Source organism: Pseudoalteromonas sp. DY56-GL79, assembly GCF_041414765.1.
GTDB lineage: Bacteria > Pseudomonadota > Gammaproteobacteria > Enterobacterales > Alteromonadaceae > Pseudoalteromonas > Pseudoalteromonas piscicida.
This window is the reverse complement of record NZ_JANHZS010000008.1, coordinates 63,027-83,036: the sequence shown is the minus strand read 5'-3', so window position 1 is coordinate 83,036 and position 20,010 is coordinate 63,027. Positions and strand designations below refer to the sequence as shown.

Genomic DNA, 20,010 nt, shown 5'->3' with positions numbered 1-20,010 from the left:
CTAGTTTTGTGCGAAAGTTAAACAAGGAAAATTTAATGTTCTCTTCGTTGATAAAGGCCACTTTTGGTATTTCTGCTTTGCTAATCAGCACCGCAAGTGTTGCCAATTCGGTCGATTTTTCTGCTGGTACTGGCTATCCATTTTTTGGTCAAATTGAACTGTCTCTTCCACAAGCCGATAGTAATAGTCGATGGTATGGAAATTATCTTATTGGTCTGGACGATGGGTTTTCTGTAGGCTATGAGAAAGCGGTGTCTGACAATAACAAACATGCGATAGGCGTGGTGTTAGGGGCTTTGGGAGCAAGAGATGTGGGCCCCGTATGTGAAGACGATGATAATATTACATGTGGTATTTTTGAGCCAATTATCGACCTCTTTGATAGTGAAACGACAAATGGTATCGGTGTAAGTTATAGCTACTATTTTACCAGTATCAATCAACCAGGTTGGCGGGTTAAATTGGTTGCAGGTTATGGTGAAAGTGATAGACATAACGTTGATCGCGCTGATGGCAGTTTAATTTTTAGCTATCAGTTTTAAGTCATCGCCCTATTACCATTGGTCTCGATTCTAGGGCGATTTAGTTCTTATAATTTAATCGTTAAAACTTATACTTTACGTTAGCACTAATAGTTCTACGCTGTCCGTAGAAACAGTCTCCACGGAACAAACAGCTGGTAATAACCGTTTTATCGCTGACATTATCAACTTGCAAACTGAATTGATATTGTTCAATGTCATAGCCAATCATCATATCAACAAGCGTAAAGTTGTCGGTCACTAATTGCTGATGTAGTGTTTGTCCGTTTAGTTCAACTGTACGACTGCCATCGTAGGTTTCTCCCACATGTCTGATACCGGCACCAAATTTAAGCCCAGGAAGCCATTCGTCCGCGCGGTATGTCGCCCAAATTGAAGCTAAGTGCTTTGGTGTTGCTGAGAGCTGAGCATCATCTGTGATTAACGTAACCAAGTCCTGTGCTATATAGAGTTCTGTAGGTGACAGCGGAGAAACGTCTTGTTCCGTATCTGAATAAGAATATGCCGCATAAATATCAAGGTGCTGCCATTCAAGCTGGGCTTCAAGCTCGAATCCTTTTACCGCGATTTCACCGTCTTGTACTTCAAATTCGGGGGACACTTTTCGTATTTGATTTTTGTCTTTGATTTCAAATATAGAAGCAGTGATAAGGTGTTCAGTACCCGTTGGCTGATATTTCAAGCCAAGTTCAACTTGCTCGCCCTCAAGCGGTTTATATGCGCCACCTTGTGGTTTCTGTCCAAATACAGCTTTAAATGATTCAGAATAGCTAGCATAGGGTGCTATGCCATTCTCAAACTGGTAAAGCACACCAATCCTACCTGTTGTGGCATTCTGACTATTCTTGATTGCACCTGTTGTTTGCACTTGATTTGAAACGTCATCATAGCGAAGTGCCGCATTGAGTACCCAGCTGTTTACTTCTGCAGTAACTTGCGCATAAGCACCAAGCTGCTTGTTGTTTAGCGTATTTTCAGGGTTATCGACAACCGCAGTTGGTAACTCAGTGCTTTGTCCATACACTGGGTTATATAAGTCTAATGGTGCTGCAACGCCGCGGCCGCGATCAGAATCAGTATCCGCATTTTGGTAATCAACACCTGATACCATAGTGAATTTAACCGCATCTAATTCCAAATATTTATGGAATTGAAGATCCATCGTCACACTACGTGCACTTGAATCGGTGAGGCTGGCGATACGCTTAACAGTGCGTTTGTCAGCTTCAAATTTTGGTGGCCAAGAATAAATGGTACGGTACTCGGATGAACTATCGCTGTAGCGACCGGAGAACTTAATATGTGTGTCTAAATCAAAGCTGTGCTCAACGATAGCGGTGATCGCTTGTTGCTCAGTATCATATTTATCCCAGCCTGGCTCGCTGACGAAACGCTCACTGGGAATTTGGCCATATTTTGCTGGTAGAATAGTGCCTTCATGCGGGAAGAATTGCGTTGAAGAGCCTGATTCATTTCTCTGAAGATTGGCAAGTAGGGTAATTTTAGTTTCATCTGAAGCAAGCCAGCTAAAGCTTGGTGCAAGCATCAGGGTGTTGTCATCAACATAATCGGTCTGCGTGCCGCTGTCTCGATACATGGCAACAGCACGTGCTTGATACTCTTGCTGCTCACCAAATGTGGTGTTGTAATCAAGTGCTAGTTGCTTACGGTCGTAGTTACCCACTTGTGCCCAGATCTCACCTTCAGTGTCTGCTTTTGGCAATTTTGATACTGCGTTGACGATACCACCTGTAGACCCTTGTCCGTAAAGTACTGATGAAGGGCCTTTTAAAATCTCGACGCTTTCAAGCGCATAAGGGTTAGTACGCGTGTTGTTGTAATTGCCAAACAGTTTTTGCAGGCCGTCAACATAGAGTAAGGGGTCGACGCCACGAATTTTAGACCAGTCGCCTCGAGTATCAACGCCATATGGCCCATTATAAACACCCGCAACATACCCAATCGCATCTTGCAGCGTTTCTGCACCTAAATCAGAAATACGTTGCGCTGTTAATACAGAAACTGAAACTGGCGTTTTGACGATAGGAATTGCTGTTTTTGACGCAGTAGCACTAACGTATGAAATCAGACCTCTTGGGCTAACTTCGATGATTTCAATGTCGTCTTTATCTTGTTTGGTTTGCTCTTGTGCAATTGCGGAGCAAGACAACGCTAGTGCAACACTGGCAATAAGGCTTGGATATTTGTATTTAAATGAGCGCATGATTAATCCCTATGATCTAAGTTTGCGCAAATGATATTGTAGATGAGAGTGATTATCAATATTATTGTTCTGTAATTTGCAAATATTACAAAGCTTTATTCTAGACTACGTATTGATGTGCCTTATATTTGAGCGACGCTCAGCAGCACAGCGCTTTGAGCAGTACTTAACGTTTTCCCAATCTCTTTGCCATTTTTTCCGCCAATAAAACGGACGTTTGCAAATAGGGCATACTTTATAAGGTAGATTTGGTTTTTTATGAGCCATTTAAGGTTTATACCAATTAGTCTTAATACTTGCTCAATTTGACGGAGCAAATCTGACGCTAACTGCGTTAAAAATTTCTCATTTAGAACAACTAAATAGCAAAATTTTCGCCTGGTTATCGACAAGATTTTCTCGCCTCAAAATAGATCACTTAATTAAGCGAGTTGGTATTAGTTATTTTAGTATTCATACGGTAGTGATAAAAAGTGAGATCAAAAAAGCCCCATAGCAAGCGCTGTAGGGGCTTTAGAAAGGAAACGGTAAAGGTTATGCTGATGGAATGAGTGCATACCCTCCTTTTAAATGTCCGATATTATGAAAGCCAAGTCTCGCCAGCGCTTGTGCGGCAACTTGTGAACGGCTGCCGCTGCGACACACCAACACCAACTCTTTCGACTTGTCTTGACTATGTTTGCAAATAAAGTCAGTAAGGCGGGTGAGGGGCACATTTTGATCAAATGCTCTGTCGTGGTTTAGGGCATATTCATGCGGTTCACGTATATCAATTAACAGCACACCTTCGTTGTTAGCGATGTGAGCATTGAGCTCTGTTGCGGTGTACTCGTGCAGTTCAAATTGGTTTTTATTACAAACCGTTGCACCACACATGATCTCGCTGCCAGCCTCATCAACAATGTTTTTGTCTATTTGTGCCTTTTTCTCGACGAATATATCAACTGCAACGTCATGTTGAAGCACACTATTTAATAGTAAATTACGATTACACTCTGCCGCTAGGGTGGTTGCAAACTCATTGTTGTAGTCGTGGCTTGGACATAACAAAGTATCGGTTTCGATAAGCTGAGCAAGTAGCTGAATACTGTGTAGCATCGCTTTTGATGAGCTGGTGGAGAAGTTGGTTCTACCTAGCGCTCCCATCAGGATAAGATCACCACAAAAAACGTATCTAATGGTGTACTCAACTTGCTGTTGCTCCAATAGCATAAAGGTGACGCTATCTTCGGTATGTCCTGGGGTGGCTAGTTTTGCAAGATGGTAGTGACCAATAGCTAGCGCTTCGAGTGACTGGCCTTTAAATTCAATTTGTGTAGCTTGAGTAGGCCAGCCTAAATGGTCACATGCTTGCTTTGGTAAATTCAGTGCGGTTCGACTCGATTCGTGATCGGCGTGACCATGTGTATCAAGCGCAGCGAGCAGTGTTAGCTGTTGGCATTCCAGTATCGTATTAAGACGTTCTACCAGCTCAGGAAGTGGATCGATAATAATCGCCGTTTTTGACTGCTTATCTGCAAACAGCCAACAGCATGCACCACCCACTTTGAATTGTACTAGACCGTCAAGCGCTTCTTTATTGTTAACGCCATTCGCCGCTTGCATGAGACAGCTGTGACCGAGTGCCTGAGCACAATGGAGAATGCGCTCACACGCCGCGTCTATTTCAGTTTGGGTTGTGGCAGGACCAAAAGACAGTCGAATAGCCGACTCGCTTTGCCATGCAGGGAGTCCCATGGCATCTAGCACAAAACTGCGCGTTACCTTTGAACTGCACGCTGAGCCCGAGCTGACACGGATGTTTGCTGCGTCGAACAAATCCATGATTTCTTTTGAGCTAAATCCCGGAATTGCAAAGTTTAGTGTAGTTGGAACGCTATTACTGAATTGATTATTAAATACAATTGTCGGGAACGCATCTTTAAGCGTTTGTGTCAGCTGATTTCGAAAATCGTGTAGTTTATCTACGCTTGCAAATTGGCTGTCATTTTCTTTTAGCAGTTCGTCAAAAATCACATTCAGTGCGGCAAGGCCAGGCAAATTTTCTGTTCCTGAGCGTAAACCGCTCTCTTGACCGCCTCCTGCAATAAATGGCGTAAACGGTGCGGTTTCTCGAATATAAACAAAACCGATGCCTTTTGGTGCATAGAGCTTATGGCCGCTAAAAGGTGCGTAGTCAATTGTTGTTCTTGCTAGGTTTAAGCTGCGTTTGCCCAGCGCCTGCACACAGTCAACCATCCAAAAAATATCTGAATTATGCTTTCTTATTACTTCTTCTAATTTGTTCAGGTCTTGGTATACACCAGTTTCATTATTAACAGCCATAGTGCAAATCATTAGCGCATTAGGCACTTCATTTGCGATAAACGCTAAATCCAGATTACCTGCACCATCAACTGGAATGGCTTTGACATCGGCATTAATTTCTAAAATTTGATTCCAATGTTTGAGTGATTCAGGCACCGCTTTGTGTTCAGTTGCCCCGTAAAGTAGCGTATATTTTTTATTTGGCTGTATCTTCTTTTTTGCTTCACAAAGGGCTGATAGTATGCCGGTCTGGATGCCCTCGGTTGCGCCACTGGTGAAGATCACTCGACCATGACCAGAACCTAAAACAGCACGTGCTTTTTGACGAGTGTGCTCCATCAGTTGCTTCGCTTGAAGGCCTGTAATATGGCTGCTGCTGGGGTTGCCAAACATGGTTTTCATGGTAACCAATGCTGCGTCTGCTGCTTGCTCTAATACAGGGGTTGTTGCATTAGCATCTAGATATATTTGAGGTAACACCGTTTCTACTGTCATGACTGAGCCTTTGGGTATAAGCAAATTACCGATATAACAAAAAGTAATAAGTAATTATTTATAGTTATAATAAGGGAGATAGGCGTACGTTTCAACTATTGAGGATGTGTTTCTTGCAGACTAGATAGAGTGATGTTTAATGTAAAATTAATTTGAAAAAAATGTATTCATCATGTTTAATTGCGTTCGCTCAAAGGCAAGGCGAGCAAGGTAACCGAAATGGTAAGGAAAGGCTCTTAGAGTAATGGATGAATGATGTTGCAACGAATAACAAAACCGACAATGTGGCCGTTATTTTTTACACTGGGTGTGTACGCTACGTTGATCTGGGTACAAGGCTTTTATCAGGCGCTTGGCCAAATTATCAGTGAATCCCATATTGCGCTTACCATGGCGTTGGGATCGTTTGTGGCAGGTGGAACGGCATTAGGTGGTGGCGCTGTTGCATTTCCTGTGATGACTAAATTATTAGACATAGATCCCGCTACTGCCAAGGTATTTTCTCTGGCGATACAAAGCTTTGGTATGACCGCGGCGACCATTACCATTTTCTGTCGCCGAATTCCGGTATATAAAAACGTTATTTTAATGGCGTTGCCAATGGCTGCGCTTGGTGTAACGCTCAGCCTATTATATATCGCACCTCTAGCACCAAGGCTCCTCGTTAAGTCTATTTTTAGTTTTTTGTTGCTCTGCTTTGCACTAACACTGATTTTGAGATGGTGGCGTAAGGCACATCATCAACCTAGCAGTGAGTTTATCCAACCTAAAATGCTACGCTTTATGGTCGTAGCATTAATTGGAGGTATAGCGAGTGGATTGGTAGGGTCGGGTGCAGATATCGCACTCTTTGCCTTGTTGGTGATTGCTTATAATGCAGATGTGAAAAAGGCGACTGCAACCTCTGTCGTGGTGATGACGTTTACCTCATTGATTGGAAGTAGCATCAATGCGTGGCACCTCAATACGATCACCAGTGAAATAAATGGCTATTTGCTAGCGGCAATACCGATTGTGGTCGTTGGTGCCCCCTTAGGCGCTTATGTTTGTTCAAAAGTAAAAGTAGGGCATTTGGTCAGTTTTCTTTTAGTCTTGATTGGGCTTGAAGTGAGCTTTACCTGTTATGAGTTATATCCGACGCTGCTAGGATTGTTTTAATCTAGGGCCTGTTTATCTTTCAAGTTTGTTTTTGCAGCAGTTTGATTGGTATTTATACAAGGCAGAGCCTGTGTAGCATAGTTGTTCTATGTGAGTCAGGCGATAACACAGTAGAAATGCCAATCAAGCGCTGCCCTTTGGGTTCACCTGAGTGCGTTTTGTTCATTGTTGCTCAACTTTTGCCTAGATTACTAGGCGGCAAGTCGAGCGTCGCGACCAAAATACACTCAGGAGAACAAAAATCAAACAGCAAAGGTCAACAGGCCCTAATGCGGTTTACAAAATTGGGTAAGCCGCGCAGCGAGGAAATAACGAAGTTAGATTACGCTCGCTAAATAAAAATATCCATCCGTTACACTTTATTATCATCTTTGCGTGTATTGCAAAAAATTTTACAAATTTAAAATGTAAATGATAGTTGTTATCATTACTATTGTTTTGCTAAACTTCGCTCCCTCTCTGATAAATTATTTTCTGAAATAGGTATTCGTGGCTATTTCAAAAAGATCCAATTGCGTAGTTTGGAGTTAAAAAATGCAATACTCTCGCTCTTCTGTTCTTTCCGCCTCATGTGTTGCGGTTAAGCTAGCTTTACTAGGTACAAGCACAGCGGCTTTTGCTTCTGAAGACATAGAAAAAATCAGTGTCTACGGCAAACACAATAAAATTATTTTGCAATCTGGAACTGCAACTAAGTCTAATATGGATCTTATGCAGACCCCCGCAGCGGTTGTTGTTGTTGACAAAGAGCTACTAGATTCGCAAAGCGCAGCGACTTTACAAGAAGCACTACGCAACGTAAGTGGTTTATCTCAGGCAGGTAATAACTACGGCATTGGTGATTCGCTAATGGTTCGTGGCCTAGGCGTAAACTATACCTATGATGGTATGTATGGTGGTGCTGACTTAGGTAACAGCTTTAACCCAACACGCTCCTTAACCAACATCGAAAGTATTGAAGTGTTAAAAGGTCCTGCTACAGGCCTTTATGGTATTGGTGCAGCTGGTGGTGTAGTTAACTTAGTCGAGAAAAAGCCACAATTTGAACAAGCGCTTGCAATTAACGGTAAAGTGGGCGCATGGAATACTTATGGCTTGGGCGTTGATTTTACAGATGCAATTACTGACAAGCTTGCCTACCGTGTTGTTGCAAACCATGAGCGTAGCGACGGCTATCGAGATCTAGAATCTAATAGAGACGAAATCTATGCAAGCCTGCGTTTCGACCCAAGCAGTGAGCACTCATTTTTACTTTCAACGGCTTATATTGATGATTCGCAACAAGTAGATTCAATTGGTGATCCTGTACGGATTATTAACTGGGATAGCATTACTGGGCAACCAGGACTGGTTACAGCTGATCGCTTGCCAAATGACCCACAATATGATGCTGAGAAAGGTAAGTGGTTAGGTGTACAACTGAATGATGAACAGCGCGCGCAACTTGCTGAGTCAATCCGTATTGGCGATGGCTTAAAGCCTTTCAATCTTGGCGATGGGAATCTTATTTCTCCTTTATCTCGTCCTAATGAAGGTGAAGAGTTACGGATAAAGCTTCGTCACGATTGGTACTTAAATCGCAGCTCAAAGCTAACCCAGCAGATATTATGGCGTAGTTACGATTCGGATTTTGTTCGCCAAACAGGTGCTTATAATTATGTTTATTGGGAGCGCAATGGTGTGATCAATGCAAACCCAAGAGCCCCGCTTGTGATTGATGATGTGCTATATCCTTATGCAGCTCGCCGTCAAGAGTATCGCCGTCAAGTTGCCAGCGAAAAAACGTGGCAGTACTTTGCTGATTTACAGTTAACTTGGGATATGGGTTCTTTGAGCGGTGAGCACTTAGTTAGCGTTAACTATGAAAATCGTGATATGCGCTTAAAAAGTTGGTCTGCATATGATGCAGATGGTAAGGGCTCAATTCCATATATCTTAGATATTCGCGAGCCAAACTGGCCGACAGGCGAATTTGAGGATTATAACCCATCGCTACGCAGTAACTACGATAAAACACTTACGGCGTATGGCATTAGTGCACAAGAAGTGGTGTATATCACTGATGCACTAACTGCTCGTGCTGGCCTTGCATATACTAGCGTTGAACAAAAATATCAGCATTTAGGGACTGACCGCTCACCTGAAGAGAGTGAAGAGCTGGACACTGATGATGCTGGTATGACGTATAATATTGGCTTGAATTATCAAATGACTTCTCAGTTTTCTGCTTTTGTAAATATGGCAAAAGGTCGTACTGCATACAGTGTACTGGGTAGCCTAGAAAATGAAGCTGATGCGAACCGTAAAAACAGACCTGACTCGGAATCTGAAACGTTAGATATTGGTGTGCGTTTTACTGCGTTTGACGAAGATTTATTGGGGTCATTAGTGTGGTTTGAAACTAAACGCACAAACCTAATGTATAACAACCCTGAGTATAACGAGCAGCCTGGTGAAGACTACAATGTGAGTGTTCCACGCTATTTCTTCGATGATGAAGACGAGTCAAAAGGTGTAGAACTTGACTTAAATTTAGCATTGAACGACCAAATTAGTGTGAATATGAACGCAACCTATCAAGATGCGGTTGAGATCCGTTCGAATGAGCGCTCAGGTCAAATGAAAGGCGTGCCGAAAAAGTTTGCCAGCACGTGGGTTAAATATACTCAACCCGTGGATTGGTTTGAGGGGGCGTTAGAGTACAGTCTTGGCATTAACTATGAGAGTGAACGAACAATTAACTCTGTTTCTTTCGGTCTGCCTACGGCAACCATTGATGGTTATACTCGCTGGGATGCTGCGATTAAGTTCGATGCTGAACAGTTCGATATTCAGCTAAACCTTGAAAACCTAACTGATGAGCGCTATTACAGTAAAGCATTGTTCTTAGGCGGTACGCCTGGCAACGAGCGTAATGCTAAGTTGAGCTTTAACTATAGGTTCTAAGGTTCACAAAGAACAAGGAGGGAAGTCCCTCCTTTTTCTTTCTAAGCAGTCGATGCTTAGTTAAGTTTAGATTAGTTAATCCCTGAACAGGATAAAAAATCAGTTATTTAATGTAACAAGTGATACGAGTGAGAAGCTCGTGTGGTGGTGTATCTCTAACATCATTTAAGTATTCTTCGATAACAGGCACATCGGCAGGTTCAAACTCACTGTTAGGTAACCATTGTCCAAACAGATACTCGTAAGGCGTTTCAAGAGAAGCATAGTCACCTTGGTAAAGTAGGCTAGCTGTTTTGCCCGGTGGAATGGCGAATTCACAAAACCCCTCTGGGAGAGATGTTGTTGTCTTTGGCACTAAAATTGTTGCCATTGATTTCAGTTTGCTTTCCTCGACGGTTTTTGGGTCGTCAAAATACACACCAAAGAAACGCGTATCTTCACCTAATAAATCTTGCTGCTGCGCCAGTACGTTTAACTTCTCAAATGCTTGACCGATTTGCATGTAATCGCCACGGTGCTCAAGTCCGATTAACATCATTTGCTCATTACTGCCTATTTCTACATTAAACATATTCGAATCCTCATCTACCTTAATGATATAAAATTCGGCCGCACAGCCTTTTGCCTTGGCCTGTTCATGTTGGCGAAATAGGCTAGGTGGTTGCTTATATCGTTGAGAAAATGCTCGGCTAAACGCTTCTATACTTGCGTAGCCGGTTTGCTCAGCCACCTTTGCAATGGAGTCTTGGGTGCGAATTAACATACCTGCGGCAACATGTAGTCGCATTCTTCTCACGGTTGCATTGATGGTTTCCCCTGCGATTGAGCGATAAACACGGTGAAAGTGATAAGTCGACATATGGCATTGATCAGCAAGCGTGATCACATCAAGTTCGCGATTAATATTGTTATAGATGTAATCAATAACAGTATTTAAGCGAGTAGTGTAATGGCTCAGGGTCGTTGCTTTTCTAGTCATCGTTCACTTCGTTGTTGGTTTATGCGGCCAATTACAACTCCGAAACTTACGTCAGAGCTGATATGGCTTATCATGGCAGAGTTCGATTTGATAATGTTTGCTGATTTGTACTTTACGCAACTTATTGGTTTTCCGTAAGTGCTTTTTCCACAGCTTTTAAAATAGATGATTTGGTAGACGGTTTGGTGATGTACCCTGTGAGCCCCAAAGACGCCCACTTTCTGATTATATCTTTGTTTTTATTGCTAGTTAGCGCAATGATAGGAAGTTTTTTACAATGTGGAATATTGCGAATATTTTTGGTTGTATTGTAGCCATCAAGCTCTGGCATAAATAAATCCATAAATACCATGGTGAACTTATGCTTTCTCAATGTTTTTATAGCACCTAACCCACTGGTTTCACAATCTACTTTATACCCCTCATCACGTAGGATCTTGGCTATCATTTCTCGATAAATTTCGTTGTCTTCCACCACCATTATTTTTACTTCTTCCTGCTTGGTTTCAAGCGCTTTTGGCTCGCTGACATCAACCTCACCGGTATCACCTACTGGCAATACATTTTGCGCTAATTGCGCGCACTTAGAGTTGTCTTTTTCGCTCAGCAATGCAGTAAGCTCAGCGATAGAGAATTGTTTGTCTTTTAATCGCTTCGTTAATTCATGAACACTCTCGGCAAGCTGATGTTCTAATTCATCCAACAGTGGTGATAAATGTTTTTGTTTTAATTCATTTAGCAAGTCATCTTGAACTTTATTAATCCCTTTTTCATTATCGAGATTACGTCTTACCGTTTGTAGCGTCTCATCCGCTTTTTGGTGATACAAGGCTGCATCATCAATCAATTGCTTTAGCTTGTCATCTATGCGACCAAAATGTTCCTCTCTGATTTTGGCAACTTCAGATGTACCTTCTGTGCGAACCAAGGCATTATGTAGGATCATACGAAATCGGTAGTTCTCATACATAGGTTTGTAGACAAAATAATCGGTAAAAATACCTTTCATACAACACCGAAAGGCCACGCCTGATTCTTTATTTTCACACAGCAAAATATTCTCATGAGCATAGTTAAGTAGGCCGTGCTTAGCGAGCAAGCTATAGATTTCGACACTTTTTGCTACCGTTTTTCGAGCAATAACGATGACACCAGGTGGAGACTCAGTTAGCACCTCTGCTACTTCTTTATGACTAGTGAGAGTACGGTATTCATTGACTTGAGAAGCAACAATATCGACAACGCCAGTCATTTCAGCTGGATCGTCGCAAATAATAATCACTTTTGGATGTCGTTGTGCGTGTTCAACGTCTTTTTTATGCATAGATTCCCTCTGACTATGAGAGTACAACACAGCCCATTAATTTTAATTATTTACTAGAATGAGACTTTTGCAATGCGGATTCTGAGACAGTTTGCAAAAACTCTGATGGCGTACACGGTGGATAGTAATAATAGCCTTGAACTGATTCTACTTCGTAGCTCTGTACAACGACGAGATCTTCAACCTCTTCGACACCCTCAGCGACGACTTCTAGTCCAAGTTGGTGAGCCATCTCACAGGTGCTCGCGATAATGACGCGTTTGTTGGGTTGCGTTGAACAGCCATCAACGAAGCATCTATCGATTTTGAGTTCATCAAACGGCAACTCGTTAAGTTGCTTAATAGAAGAATATCCAGTACCAAAATCGTCAATAGACAGCTTAAAGCCTTTAAGTTTTAAACGCAGCAAAACATCAAGCGCGCGCTTGATGTTTTCCAACAAGTGACTTTCAGTTAGCTCTAAAGTGATTTGAGAGGTGGGTGTGCAATACTCTTCGCAAATGAACTCGAGTTTTTCTGGGAGTTTTATGTCTTCTAGCTCTTTAACGCTCAAATTAATACTGAACTGAAGCGCTTTAAGAATATCTCGATTATAGCTAAGCAAGGACAAGGTTTGTTTTAACAAACTATATGAAAGCAAATGAATAAGATTATGCTCTTCCATTGTCGCGATAAACTGTGAAGGTGGCACTGTGCCATCGGTATTATGATGCCACCTTGCAAGTACTTCTGCGCCAATAATTGCACCGGATGGACTGGCGACTTTTGGTTGGAAATAAGCACAAAACTCTTCTCGCAATAACCCCTCATAGATCTCATCTTTACTATAGTTTTGTAGTGCGTGTTGGGACTTAGTGGATGTATTTTGAGACTGGAGCTGACTGTAAAGTTCTTTTAGTTTGGTTGCAGAGAGTGGCTTTTCTAAACTAGATATAATGGTGAGGCCATGAAGCTCAGCCAGTGCTGCAGTATTTTTGATGAATAGGCCTTTTTCGCCACTTAGTAATGCGATAGGTGCTTGGATGCTTAATTCGGCGAATTTCCGCAATATTTCTACACCATCCATTTGCGGCATGTTGATATCAAGCAAAATAAGGGAAGCTTGATGGAGCTCTTGACTTCCTAATGCAGACAGGCCGCTGTTAAACCCTTTAAAAGTGCATGGTGTCTGGTTAGAAATCAACAATTGCAATTGCGTAAGAATAAGCTCGCTATCATCAATCGCAATAATAAGGTGCTTTTCATTTATCATACATACTAGGCCTGAGTTTTAGCACGTGTTACGTTAGATCTTCCACATTAAGTATAGAAGCGATTTCAGCTTGTGCATTATCAAAAAGCATCAAACATTGATTCAATAAATTTTCAATTTTTATGTGCTTACCTTCACTTGCTGCATGCTCAAGTTCTGCCATTTTTTCAGAGAGTTGTGTTGCGCCGACTGCTTTTGCCGAGGTTTTCCCTTGATGTGCAATATTCTTGACACTTTCAGGATGTTCTAGGTCTACCCCTTGTAACAGTTTTTTTGTGTCGTCAACAAAGCTTCTTAAGAAAATACTCTGTAGCTCTTTATCTGTACCTACATATTCACTGAGTATCACCAAATCGATATGTCTGGTTGGCGCATCTAGTTCCTCAATCAGTGAGGGAGGATTCTCCGCTTCTTGGCTGTTTGTTGGAATGTTGCTTGAAAACCATTTTTTTAGCTTTTTGTTTAATTTTTGCAAGACAATGGGCTTTGCAATGTAATCGTCCATCCCGGCGTTAAAACAAATATCTTTCTCACCGTCTAACGCATTAGCTGTAGCTGCAATGATAGGAATGTGTTCTAGGTTACGCTCGCGTTCATGCTCGCGACGCTGTTTTGTGAATTCATAGCCATCCATCACTGGCATATGGCAGTCTGAAATAATAAGCGAAAAGTGATATTGTTCGAGTAGCTGCAAGGCAACTTTACCATTGTCGGCAATAATGCATTGATAGCCTAACAGTGCTAACTGTCTTTTGAATAAATCCTGGTTATAAACATTGTCCTCAATGACTAAGATAAGCTTGTTAAGTGCTTGGGCATCACTAATTGTGGGCAGCGTTTTAGATTTAGTCTCGCTGTCGTCGCTTGTTGATTCACTGTCAATTAACCCTTCTAACGTCGCAATGTGTGAAACAACTTTATAAGCGTAATATGGATATAGTGCGAGGTTTGAGACGTTGATATTATTTGCATGCGGAAGCTTATCCTGATTATTGTCTAGCAAAATATACTTGCACTCGCTTTCCGCGATGAAAACTTCTTTTCCTTCTGTAGTGAGTTGTTGGAAGGCTTCTGCAGTGATAACGAGATAATCAAATTGTTGACTATCAATTAGTTGCGCATTAAACAGTTCTCGAGGGAATATTTCACATTGGGCTTCATAGATGCGTAGTTGATTTTGGAGGTCCTTTTCAAATTTGTCCTCGTCGCCCACTACGGCAATTTTTAGTCTGTCTAACGTTAAGCCAATTTCACTGGTCTGTTTTGGTACTTCACAGTATGGCAGGGTAACAATAAAGTTGCTGCCGAAACCCTCTAAGCTCCTACAGTCAATTTCCCCCTCCATCATGGCAACAAGCTTGTGGGTAATGGAAAGGCCCAGCCCGGTACCGCCATATTGACGTTGGATACTGCTATCTGCTTGAACAAATGGTTTAAAAAGGTTTTCTAGTTGTTCTTCGGACATACCTTTACCATTGTCTTTCACGCTAATTTCCATATAACCATTATCGGGAGAGCGCCCAATCGTCACTTCTACAAAACCGGAGGCTGTGGCGGTAGTTTTGGTGAATTTTAACGCGTTACCGATTAGGTTTAATAAAATTTGGCGTAGTCTAACCGGATCCCCTAATTGCCAATTCGGTAACTGTGGCGAAAGATAAAAGGCAAGCTTTAGCTTTTTAGAGTCCGCTTGATATGCAAGGAGCTCAGCGAGTTCTTTAATGATTTCTTGCCAGCTAAATGGTGTTGATTCAAGTTGCATTTTTCCAGCTTCGATTTTTGAAAAGTCTAATATGTCGTTAATTATTCGAAGTAGCACCAATGCTGAACTTTTTGCGACTTTGGTGAGGTGAGATTGCTCATGATCAAGGTTAGATTGGGCAAGAATATCCAGCATGCCTACCACGCCGTTCATTGGCGTTCTTATCTCATGACTCATTGTTGCTAGGAAACGAGACTTTGCTTCACTTGCTTGCTCTGCTTTTATGCGAGCTTGCTCAAGCTCTGCAGAAAAGTTGATACTTTTAGTGATATCATTCTGGTAGATGAGAGTGTATTTCCCTGAATCTGTGGTGATGTTTTTCACTAACACGTTGAACCAGTGCAGGATATCTTCACTGACATACTGGCACGTCGTTAGTGCTTGATATTGTTCTTTGTCTTTTGCCTCTTCTAACATGGACAGTAATTCGCTATTGTCTGTCATTGGAAGCTGGGTAATGAATGCTATAACGTCAGAGCCTTTGTTGAGAGAGCTTCCCATGAATTGGTATTCGTTGTGATCAGTTCTTTTGATGTGTTCGTTAAACTGATTCAGCATGGCTATATGCTGGTCTTCATCAATTAGCAGGATAAATGCTGGAAATGAATCAATGGCTTCTTGAAGCAGCTTTTCTGTCGACTTTTGGACTTTAAGTAAATGCTGCGCTGACATTCTTTCCACATCAGCTTCATGCATTTTTTCTAGGGCCTCTTTTCTCGCAGCGACGAGTTCCTTTTGTATTCTCTTTTGGCGATTGCTTTCATTAACTTGATTCGTTACATCTTTTACAACCCCGACAACAAACTGCGAATTTTCACTTGAGTAGTATTTTAAATTGAGAATTACATTTAGATATCTAGTTGAAGACTCGTCTCTTATTGTCAATTGAAGTTCACTAGATTGATCGTGAGTTAAGGAACGTAAGTTTGATTGCAACTTCTTCCTATTGTCACTATCGAGCAATTTTATAATTGGTTTTAAATTATGGTACTCAAGTTCGGGAGTTAAGTTAAACAGCGTCCTAAAGCCTTCAGAGGTATGTGCTAGGTGTTGTCCAACAGCCACCTCAAAACTGCCGATGGCGGCAAGCTTCTCAGATGAGTTCAATAAAGTTTGGCGCTTTTGGATAGCGTCTTTTGCAGCTTGCTTGTCTAATTTTGCTTTTTGTTGGGCGCGATAGCTAACTGCTAAACCAAATAAGCAAAATGCAACTAATGACAACACCTGCCAGATAAACTTAATTTCTATAGTGTAGAAGAGATCTTGATTAAATGCTTCACGTGAATAGGCATAGGTACCCACTTGAAGCTCCTGATCCCAGATTTTTGCACTTAGAAAGTCGGTTTGGTCAAGATTATTAGTAAGCAGTAATTGGCTTAATGGAGTATGTGTTCCGCTAATTTTAATCGCTTCGACTTCCTGCTTAGTGTAGTAACCTGATGCGTTTTCTAGACGAGTATCAAGACTGAGTTCTAGGCTGCCAAGTAACACATCTAGTTGAGCTTCGTACCAATACAGTGTTTGCGTCAGCCCCTTATCGGATAGCCCAAGACCCGTCATAATCAATATACGGTGACCATCATTACCCCTTATGATTTGTGTAACTACCCCTCCACGGTGCAAACTTTCTTGATATTGAGAATAAAACGACGCGATCTGGCTTTTGTCTACATACTGAGTATTATTTAGATTATTAACTGCTAGTGTCTGTAACTGAGAAGGTATAACGAGACTTGCATCGGTGCTAATACTCGCATATCTAAGTTTTTCGATATGCGGCTTGTACCATAGCGTTTTAAGGTGGTTTATACGCTCCAATGATTGGTTATTTAGCTGCCTAAGTGTTTGCACTTCTGTGAGATATAATAGCTGCTTCTGACTTGCAAAATGTTCCACAAATAACACAGCAAGTACTGACGAAAATATCACGATGAGCTGTGCAGTTTGTGTTCTAAGCGGTGCCGTTTTATATCTTTTTAATTCGGTAAACGCTCTAATCAATAGACAAATTAAAATAAGATAAAGAAGTGCAATCGTTAGTGAGATAATGAGTGAGGTTTGAGCTCGCTCTTGTGACTTTTGCATGGATGCAGAAGCAGACTCTTTCATATATTCAAGTAGATTCAGACTGCCACTAGCGAGCAGGTTCAAATAGGCAGTACTGTTATCCCACCACACATAGTGTGGTAGGTTGGCTTCAACTCCACGGCTAAAGCGATTTAGGGCTGAGGTTACATAGTCATATTCTCTAGACGTCGTAGCGGCATTATATAGCTGTACGGTATTTCGATTATCTTTGAGACTGTCCATCAGTGTGGCATGGGTGGCGTAGTATTGTAACGCGCTTCTCATTGCGCTTAATTTAGTGGCCTCTTCATCTGCCGTTAGGTACCGGCTGACCTTAGCTCTGAGTCTGCCCCCTAACTCTATCGCTCTGATAAGTGCATGAATATTCTGGTACTGTGTTTTGTCCTCATTGCTACCAAAATTATGGATGAAGGACTGCTCAGTTTGTATGGTTCAGACTGTATCGATTAAGTGATTTATCAAAATTGTGTAGCGAAGAAATAGTTGTTCGTGGTCGACACCGGCTTGCCGATTGAGTTTTCTTAGTGTTTGTATATCGTCTTTTATGGTCAACTGAAACTGATCGAAGTTATTAATACTCGTAAGTTTTTCAGCAGTGAGTTTTATTATTTTTTCGTCCGTCTCCCGATAATATGCAAGTAGCCGTGCGTCATGTTCTCTTTCGGACTTAAACCCCGTGGACATGCCGCGTTCACGTTGCAGACTAAAGATCACTTCAATCGCTTTATCTAGGGCGGAAAGGTTATTGTAATATAGAGTCAGACTCTGGTTAACCACACGATTTTTATTAAACTCATTAATCTCGAGGTAAAAGCCACTCAAGCAGACTAGGGAAAAAAGGGTTAGGGCGATTATTTTAAGATACTTGCTCACATTTGCCACCTGCGTTATCCCACAAAACAAACTATAGTAGAAATATAAACACTGTCTAATTAAGTAGATTATGAAAATCCCTGAGTTACCTGAAAACGAACATGCCAGATTACATGCGCTTAGGGAGCTTGCGATACTAGATACAAAACCAACACTTGAATTGGATCGAATTACTCAATTTACTGCCCATGTCTTTGATGCTCCAATTGCATTGGTAAGTCTTGTTGACAAGGACAGGCAATGGTTCAAATCTCGCTTTGGACTGGATGCTGAGCAAACGTCTCGCGACGTTTCATTTTGCGGCCATGCAATATTAGAAGACACGGTATTTGTAGTTTCTGATACGCTCGAAGATCCTCGCTTTATGGATAACCCTTTGGTGTTAAATGCCCCACATATTCGATTTTATGCTGGTGCGCCTATCATATTGTCCAGCGGCTTTCGCATTGGAACCGTGTGTGTTATCGACTTAGAGCCCCGAGAGTTGAGTGAAGCTGACTGTGAAATACTAAGGCAAATTGCAAACGACGTTGTGACTCAACTGGAGAAAATCTAATTGTACTTTTGCGCAAGTAAAAACGATAAAGGCTAAAATTTTCCATAAAGTCGGCCGTTATAGTCGCAAATATTAGTGCATTTAGCTCGTGGAAACGTTACAATTGAGACTGTATATCATTGCCATTTAGGGCAATGTTTAAACGATAACTAACCTGAGGTTTGGATAAGGAATGAGGTAACTCATTGCTTCTAAAGTAACATTAAATTACTTCTTTATCTAGCCAGAGAGTTTTGGTGATAACTAGGCGAATTTGCGCACTAATAGCTGGCTATTGGAAGTGAATTCAACGCAGTTAGCGCTAAAACTGGCTGCTAGAAAGGCATTAATTATCCTAAGCTCAGGTTAACTACGTATATTTCTAGATCTATTTCTGTATTTTTGAATCACGGCTTTTTCCTACACGGTATAAAAGATAAGATAAGGTGAGGTGCATTTAGTCAAATGGCTTCATCTTATGTTGTGGTTGTACGTAGCATCTTATATTTAATTAGGTACACGACTCATTTCATGACAGATATCACTACGCATCAAGCTTCTCGCCGGAGACTACTGATTGCGCTCGCAATCACTTGCTCTTTTATGATCATTCAAGTTATTGGTGCTTATTACGCTAATTCTCTCGCAGTATTGGCTGATGCTGGACACTTGTTTGTGCACAATAGTTCTTTGTTTATCGCGTTGATAGCGTCAAGTGTGGCCGTTTATCTTGCTAAAACATATAACGATGGTTACAAACGGGCTGAATATACTGGCGGGCTTATCAATGGCATCCTCTACCTTTCAATTGCGGTAATTATTTTACTCGAAGGGAGTGAGCGGTTGTCTCATCATGCGGGCGGTCACGATCTAGAGGTGAACAGCTATTTAATGTCTATGATTGCTGCAATTGGGTTTTTATTTCACGGCGCTTCCGCTTGGGTGTTGTACAAAGGCCGTAAAGACAGTATTAACGTCTATGCTGTTTTCTTGCACTCATTTTTTGATTTACTTTCCACCATATCGACATTTATCGCAGGTGTGATCATACACCTCACAGGCTGGGAGGTGGTTGATATTCTCTCGAGCATGCTGATTTCCGTCTTTGTATTATTTACAGGTATTAAGGTGATAGTTGCTTGCCTTAAAGGGCTTGCTACACCTCCAGAAGTTTTGCCTACGGTTCAAGAAGTTGAGAGAACGATTGTGTCTACCGAGCATGTTGAAAGCGCCCATAATATTACGGTTAGCAAAATTGATGGGGCGGTTGTCGTTGGTGCACATGTAGTATTAAAGCATCACTGCACTATAGAATCTCATGATTCAGCGTGTCGCGTGGAAGTAGAAGAAGCGTTGAAGAAGTCCTTTAATGTACTGAGTAGTGTGCTACAAATAGAGAGCCATGACTGCCCTCATCATTAGGAACAATAGACCCTAATGTGTGATATATTTTTTAGTTATTTGTTGCACTAGCTTGGCAGGTTTAAAAATATTTTTTATTGTTATACATAGGCAGTATCACAAA

The 20,010-nt window shown here is 41.6% G+C and carries 13 protein-coding genes; 5 read left to right on the top strand and 8 right to left on the bottom strand.

Going from position 1 to position 20,010, the window contains the following annotated elements; genetic code table 11:
* The first annotated feature begins 35 nt into the window (after window positions 1-35).
* Complete coding sequence (locus NO992_RS07480) at window positions 36-542, top strand: hypothetical protein (RefSeq protein WP_371375718.1); 507 nt, start codon at window positions 36-38, stop codon at window positions 540-542.
* Window positions 543-603: 61 nt separating this feature from the next.
* Here the strand turns inward: NO992_RS07480 and NO992_RS07475 are convergent, their stop codons facing one another.
* From NO992_RS07475 to NO992_RS07465, 3 genes are all read right to left on the bottom strand, one after another.
* Window positions 604-2,766 (bottom strand): TonB-dependent siderophore receptor, encoded by a 2,163-nt coding sequence (locus tag NO992_RS07475; protein WP_017218176.1) that lies wholly within the window; start codon window positions 2,764-2,766, stop codon window positions 604-606.
* Between the two features lie 105 nt (window positions 2,767-2,871).
* The gene (locus NO992_RS07470) at window positions 2,872-3,033 is read right to left on the bottom strand and encodes a DUF2256 domain-containing protein (protein WP_082086233.1); all 162 of its coding nucleotides are present in this window, start codon (window positions 3,031-3,033) and stop codon (window positions 2,872-2,874) included.
* Between the two features lie 267 nt (window positions 3,034-3,300).
* Entirely contained in the window at window positions 3,301-5,568 is a 2,268-nt protein-coding gene (locus NO992_RS07465; RefSeq protein WP_371375714.1) for an aminotransferase class V-fold PLP-dependent enzyme, read from the bottom strand.
* 255 nt (window positions 5,569-5,823) lie between these two features.
* On the opposite strand from NO992_RS07465, the gene NO992_RS07460 reads away from it, so the two are divergent.
* Together NO992_RS07460 and NO992_RS07455 are read left to right on the top strand one after the other, a co-directional pair.
* Entirely contained in the window at window positions 5,824-6,726 is a 903-nt protein-coding gene (locus NO992_RS07460) for a sulfite exporter TauE/SafE family protein (RefSeq protein ID WP_010375269.1), read from the top strand.
* Window positions 6,727-7,260: 534 nt separating this feature from the next.
* Window positions 7,261-9,672, top strand: coding sequence for a TonB-dependent receptor (locus NO992_RS07455; RefSeq protein ID WP_371375712.1), 2,412 nt, complete (start codon window positions 7,261-7,263; stop codon window positions 9,670-9,672).
* A 103-nt stretch (window positions 9,673-9,775) separates the two neighbouring features.
* Here the strand turns inward: NO992_RS07455 and NO992_RS07450 are convergent, their stop codons facing one another.
* From NO992_RS07450 to NO992_RS07430, 5 genes are all read right to left on the bottom strand, one after another.
* The gene (locus tag NO992_RS07450) at window positions 9,776-10,651 is read right to left on the bottom strand and encodes a GyrI-like domain-containing protein (RefSeq protein ID WP_371375709.1); all 876 of its coding nucleotides are present in this window, start codon (window positions 10,649-10,651) and stop codon (window positions 9,776-9,778) included.
* 121 nt (window positions 10,652-10,772) lie between these two features.
* Complete coding sequence (locus NO992_RS07445) at window positions 10,773-11,975, bottom strand: response regulator (RefSeq protein ID WP_371375706.1); 1,203 nt, start codon at window positions 11,973-11,975, stop codon at window positions 10,773-10,775.
* A gap of 46 nt (window positions 11,976-12,021) precedes the next feature.
* Window positions 12,022-13,227, bottom strand: coding sequence for an EAL domain-containing protein (locus NO992_RS07440; protein ID WP_371375700.1), 1,206 nt, complete (start codon window positions 13,225-13,227; stop codon window positions 12,022-12,024).
* 28 nt (window positions 13,228-13,255) lie between these two features.
* Window positions 13,256-17,341, bottom strand: a complete 4,086-nt coding sequence (locus NO992_RS07435; protein ID WP_371375698.1) for an ATP-binding protein — start codon at window positions 17,339-17,341, stop codon at window positions 13,256-13,258.
* 168 nt (window positions 17,342-17,509) lie between these two features.
* On the bottom strand, window positions 17,510-17,950 hold the full coding sequence (locus NO992_RS07430) for a nitrate- and nitrite sensing domain-containing protein (RefSeq protein WP_371375695.1): 441 nt from the start codon (window positions 17,948-17,950) through the stop codon (window positions 17,510-17,512).
* 70 nt (window positions 17,951-18,020) lie between these two features.
* Between NO992_RS07430 and NO992_RS07425 the strand changes: the two genes are divergently transcribed.
* Window positions 18,021-18,506 carry a GAF domain-containing protein gene (locus NO992_RS07425; RefSeq protein WP_010375249.1) on the top strand — a complete coding sequence of 162 codons (486 nt, stop codon included), beginning with the start codon at window positions 18,021-18,023 and terminating at the stop codon, window positions 18,504-18,506.
* 510 nt (window positions 18,507-19,016) lie between these two features.
* Entirely contained in the window at window positions 19,017-19,907 is an 891-nt protein-coding gene (locus NO992_RS07420; protein ID WP_371375692.1) for a cation diffusion facilitator family transporter, read from the top strand.
* The last annotated feature ends 103 nt before the right edge of the window (window positions 19,908-20,010 follow it).

Excerpts from the sequence above, each read along its gene's own strand:
- NO992_RS07475 (WP_017218176.1), bottom strand. The coding sequence starts at position 2,766 with ATGCGCTCATTTAAATACAAATATCCAAGCCTTATTGCCAGTGTTGCA.
- NO992_RS07440 (WP_371375700.1), bottom strand. The coding sequence starts at position 13,227 with ATGATAAATGAAAAGCACCTTATTATTGCGATTGATGATAGCGAGCTT.
- NO992_RS07455 (WP_371375712.1), top strand. The coding sequence starts at position 7,261 with ATGCAATACTCTCGCTCTTCTGTTCTTTCCGCCTCATGTGTTGCGGTT.
- NO992_RS07425 (WP_010375249.1), top strand. The coding sequence starts at position 18,021 with ATGAAAATCCCTGAGTTACCTGAAAACGAACATGCCAGATTACATGCG.
- NO992_RS07435 (WP_371375698.1), bottom strand. The coding sequence starts at position 17,341 with ATGAGAAGCGCGTTACAATACTACGCCACCCATGCCACACTGATGGAC.
- NO992_RS07445 (WP_371375706.1), bottom strand. The coding sequence starts at position 11,975 with ATGCATAAAAAAGACGTTGAACACGCACAACGACATCCAAAAGTGATT.
- NO992_RS07450 (WP_371375709.1), bottom strand. The coding sequence starts at position 10,651 with ATGACTAGAAAAGCAACGACCCTGAGCCATTACACTACTCGCTTAAAT.
- NO992_RS07420 (WP_371375692.1), top strand. The coding sequence starts at position 19,017 with ATGACAGATATCACTACGCATCAAGCTTCTCGCCGGAGACTACTGATT.
- NO992_RS07470 (WP_082086233.1), bottom strand. The coding sequence starts at position 3,033 with ATGGCTCATAAAAAACCAAATCTACCTTATAAAGTATGCCCTATTTGC.
- NO992_RS07480 (WP_371375718.1), top strand. The coding sequence starts at position 36 with ATGTTCTCTTCGTTGATAAAGGCCACTTTTGGTATTTCTGCTTTGCTA.
- NO992_RS07465 (WP_371375714.1), bottom strand. The coding sequence starts at position 5,568 with ATGACAGTAGAAACGGTGTTACCTCAAATATATCTAGATGCTAATGCA.
- NO992_RS07460 (WP_010375269.1), top strand. The coding sequence starts at position 5,824 with ATGTTGCAACGAATAACAAAACCGACAATGTGGCCGTTATTTTTTACA.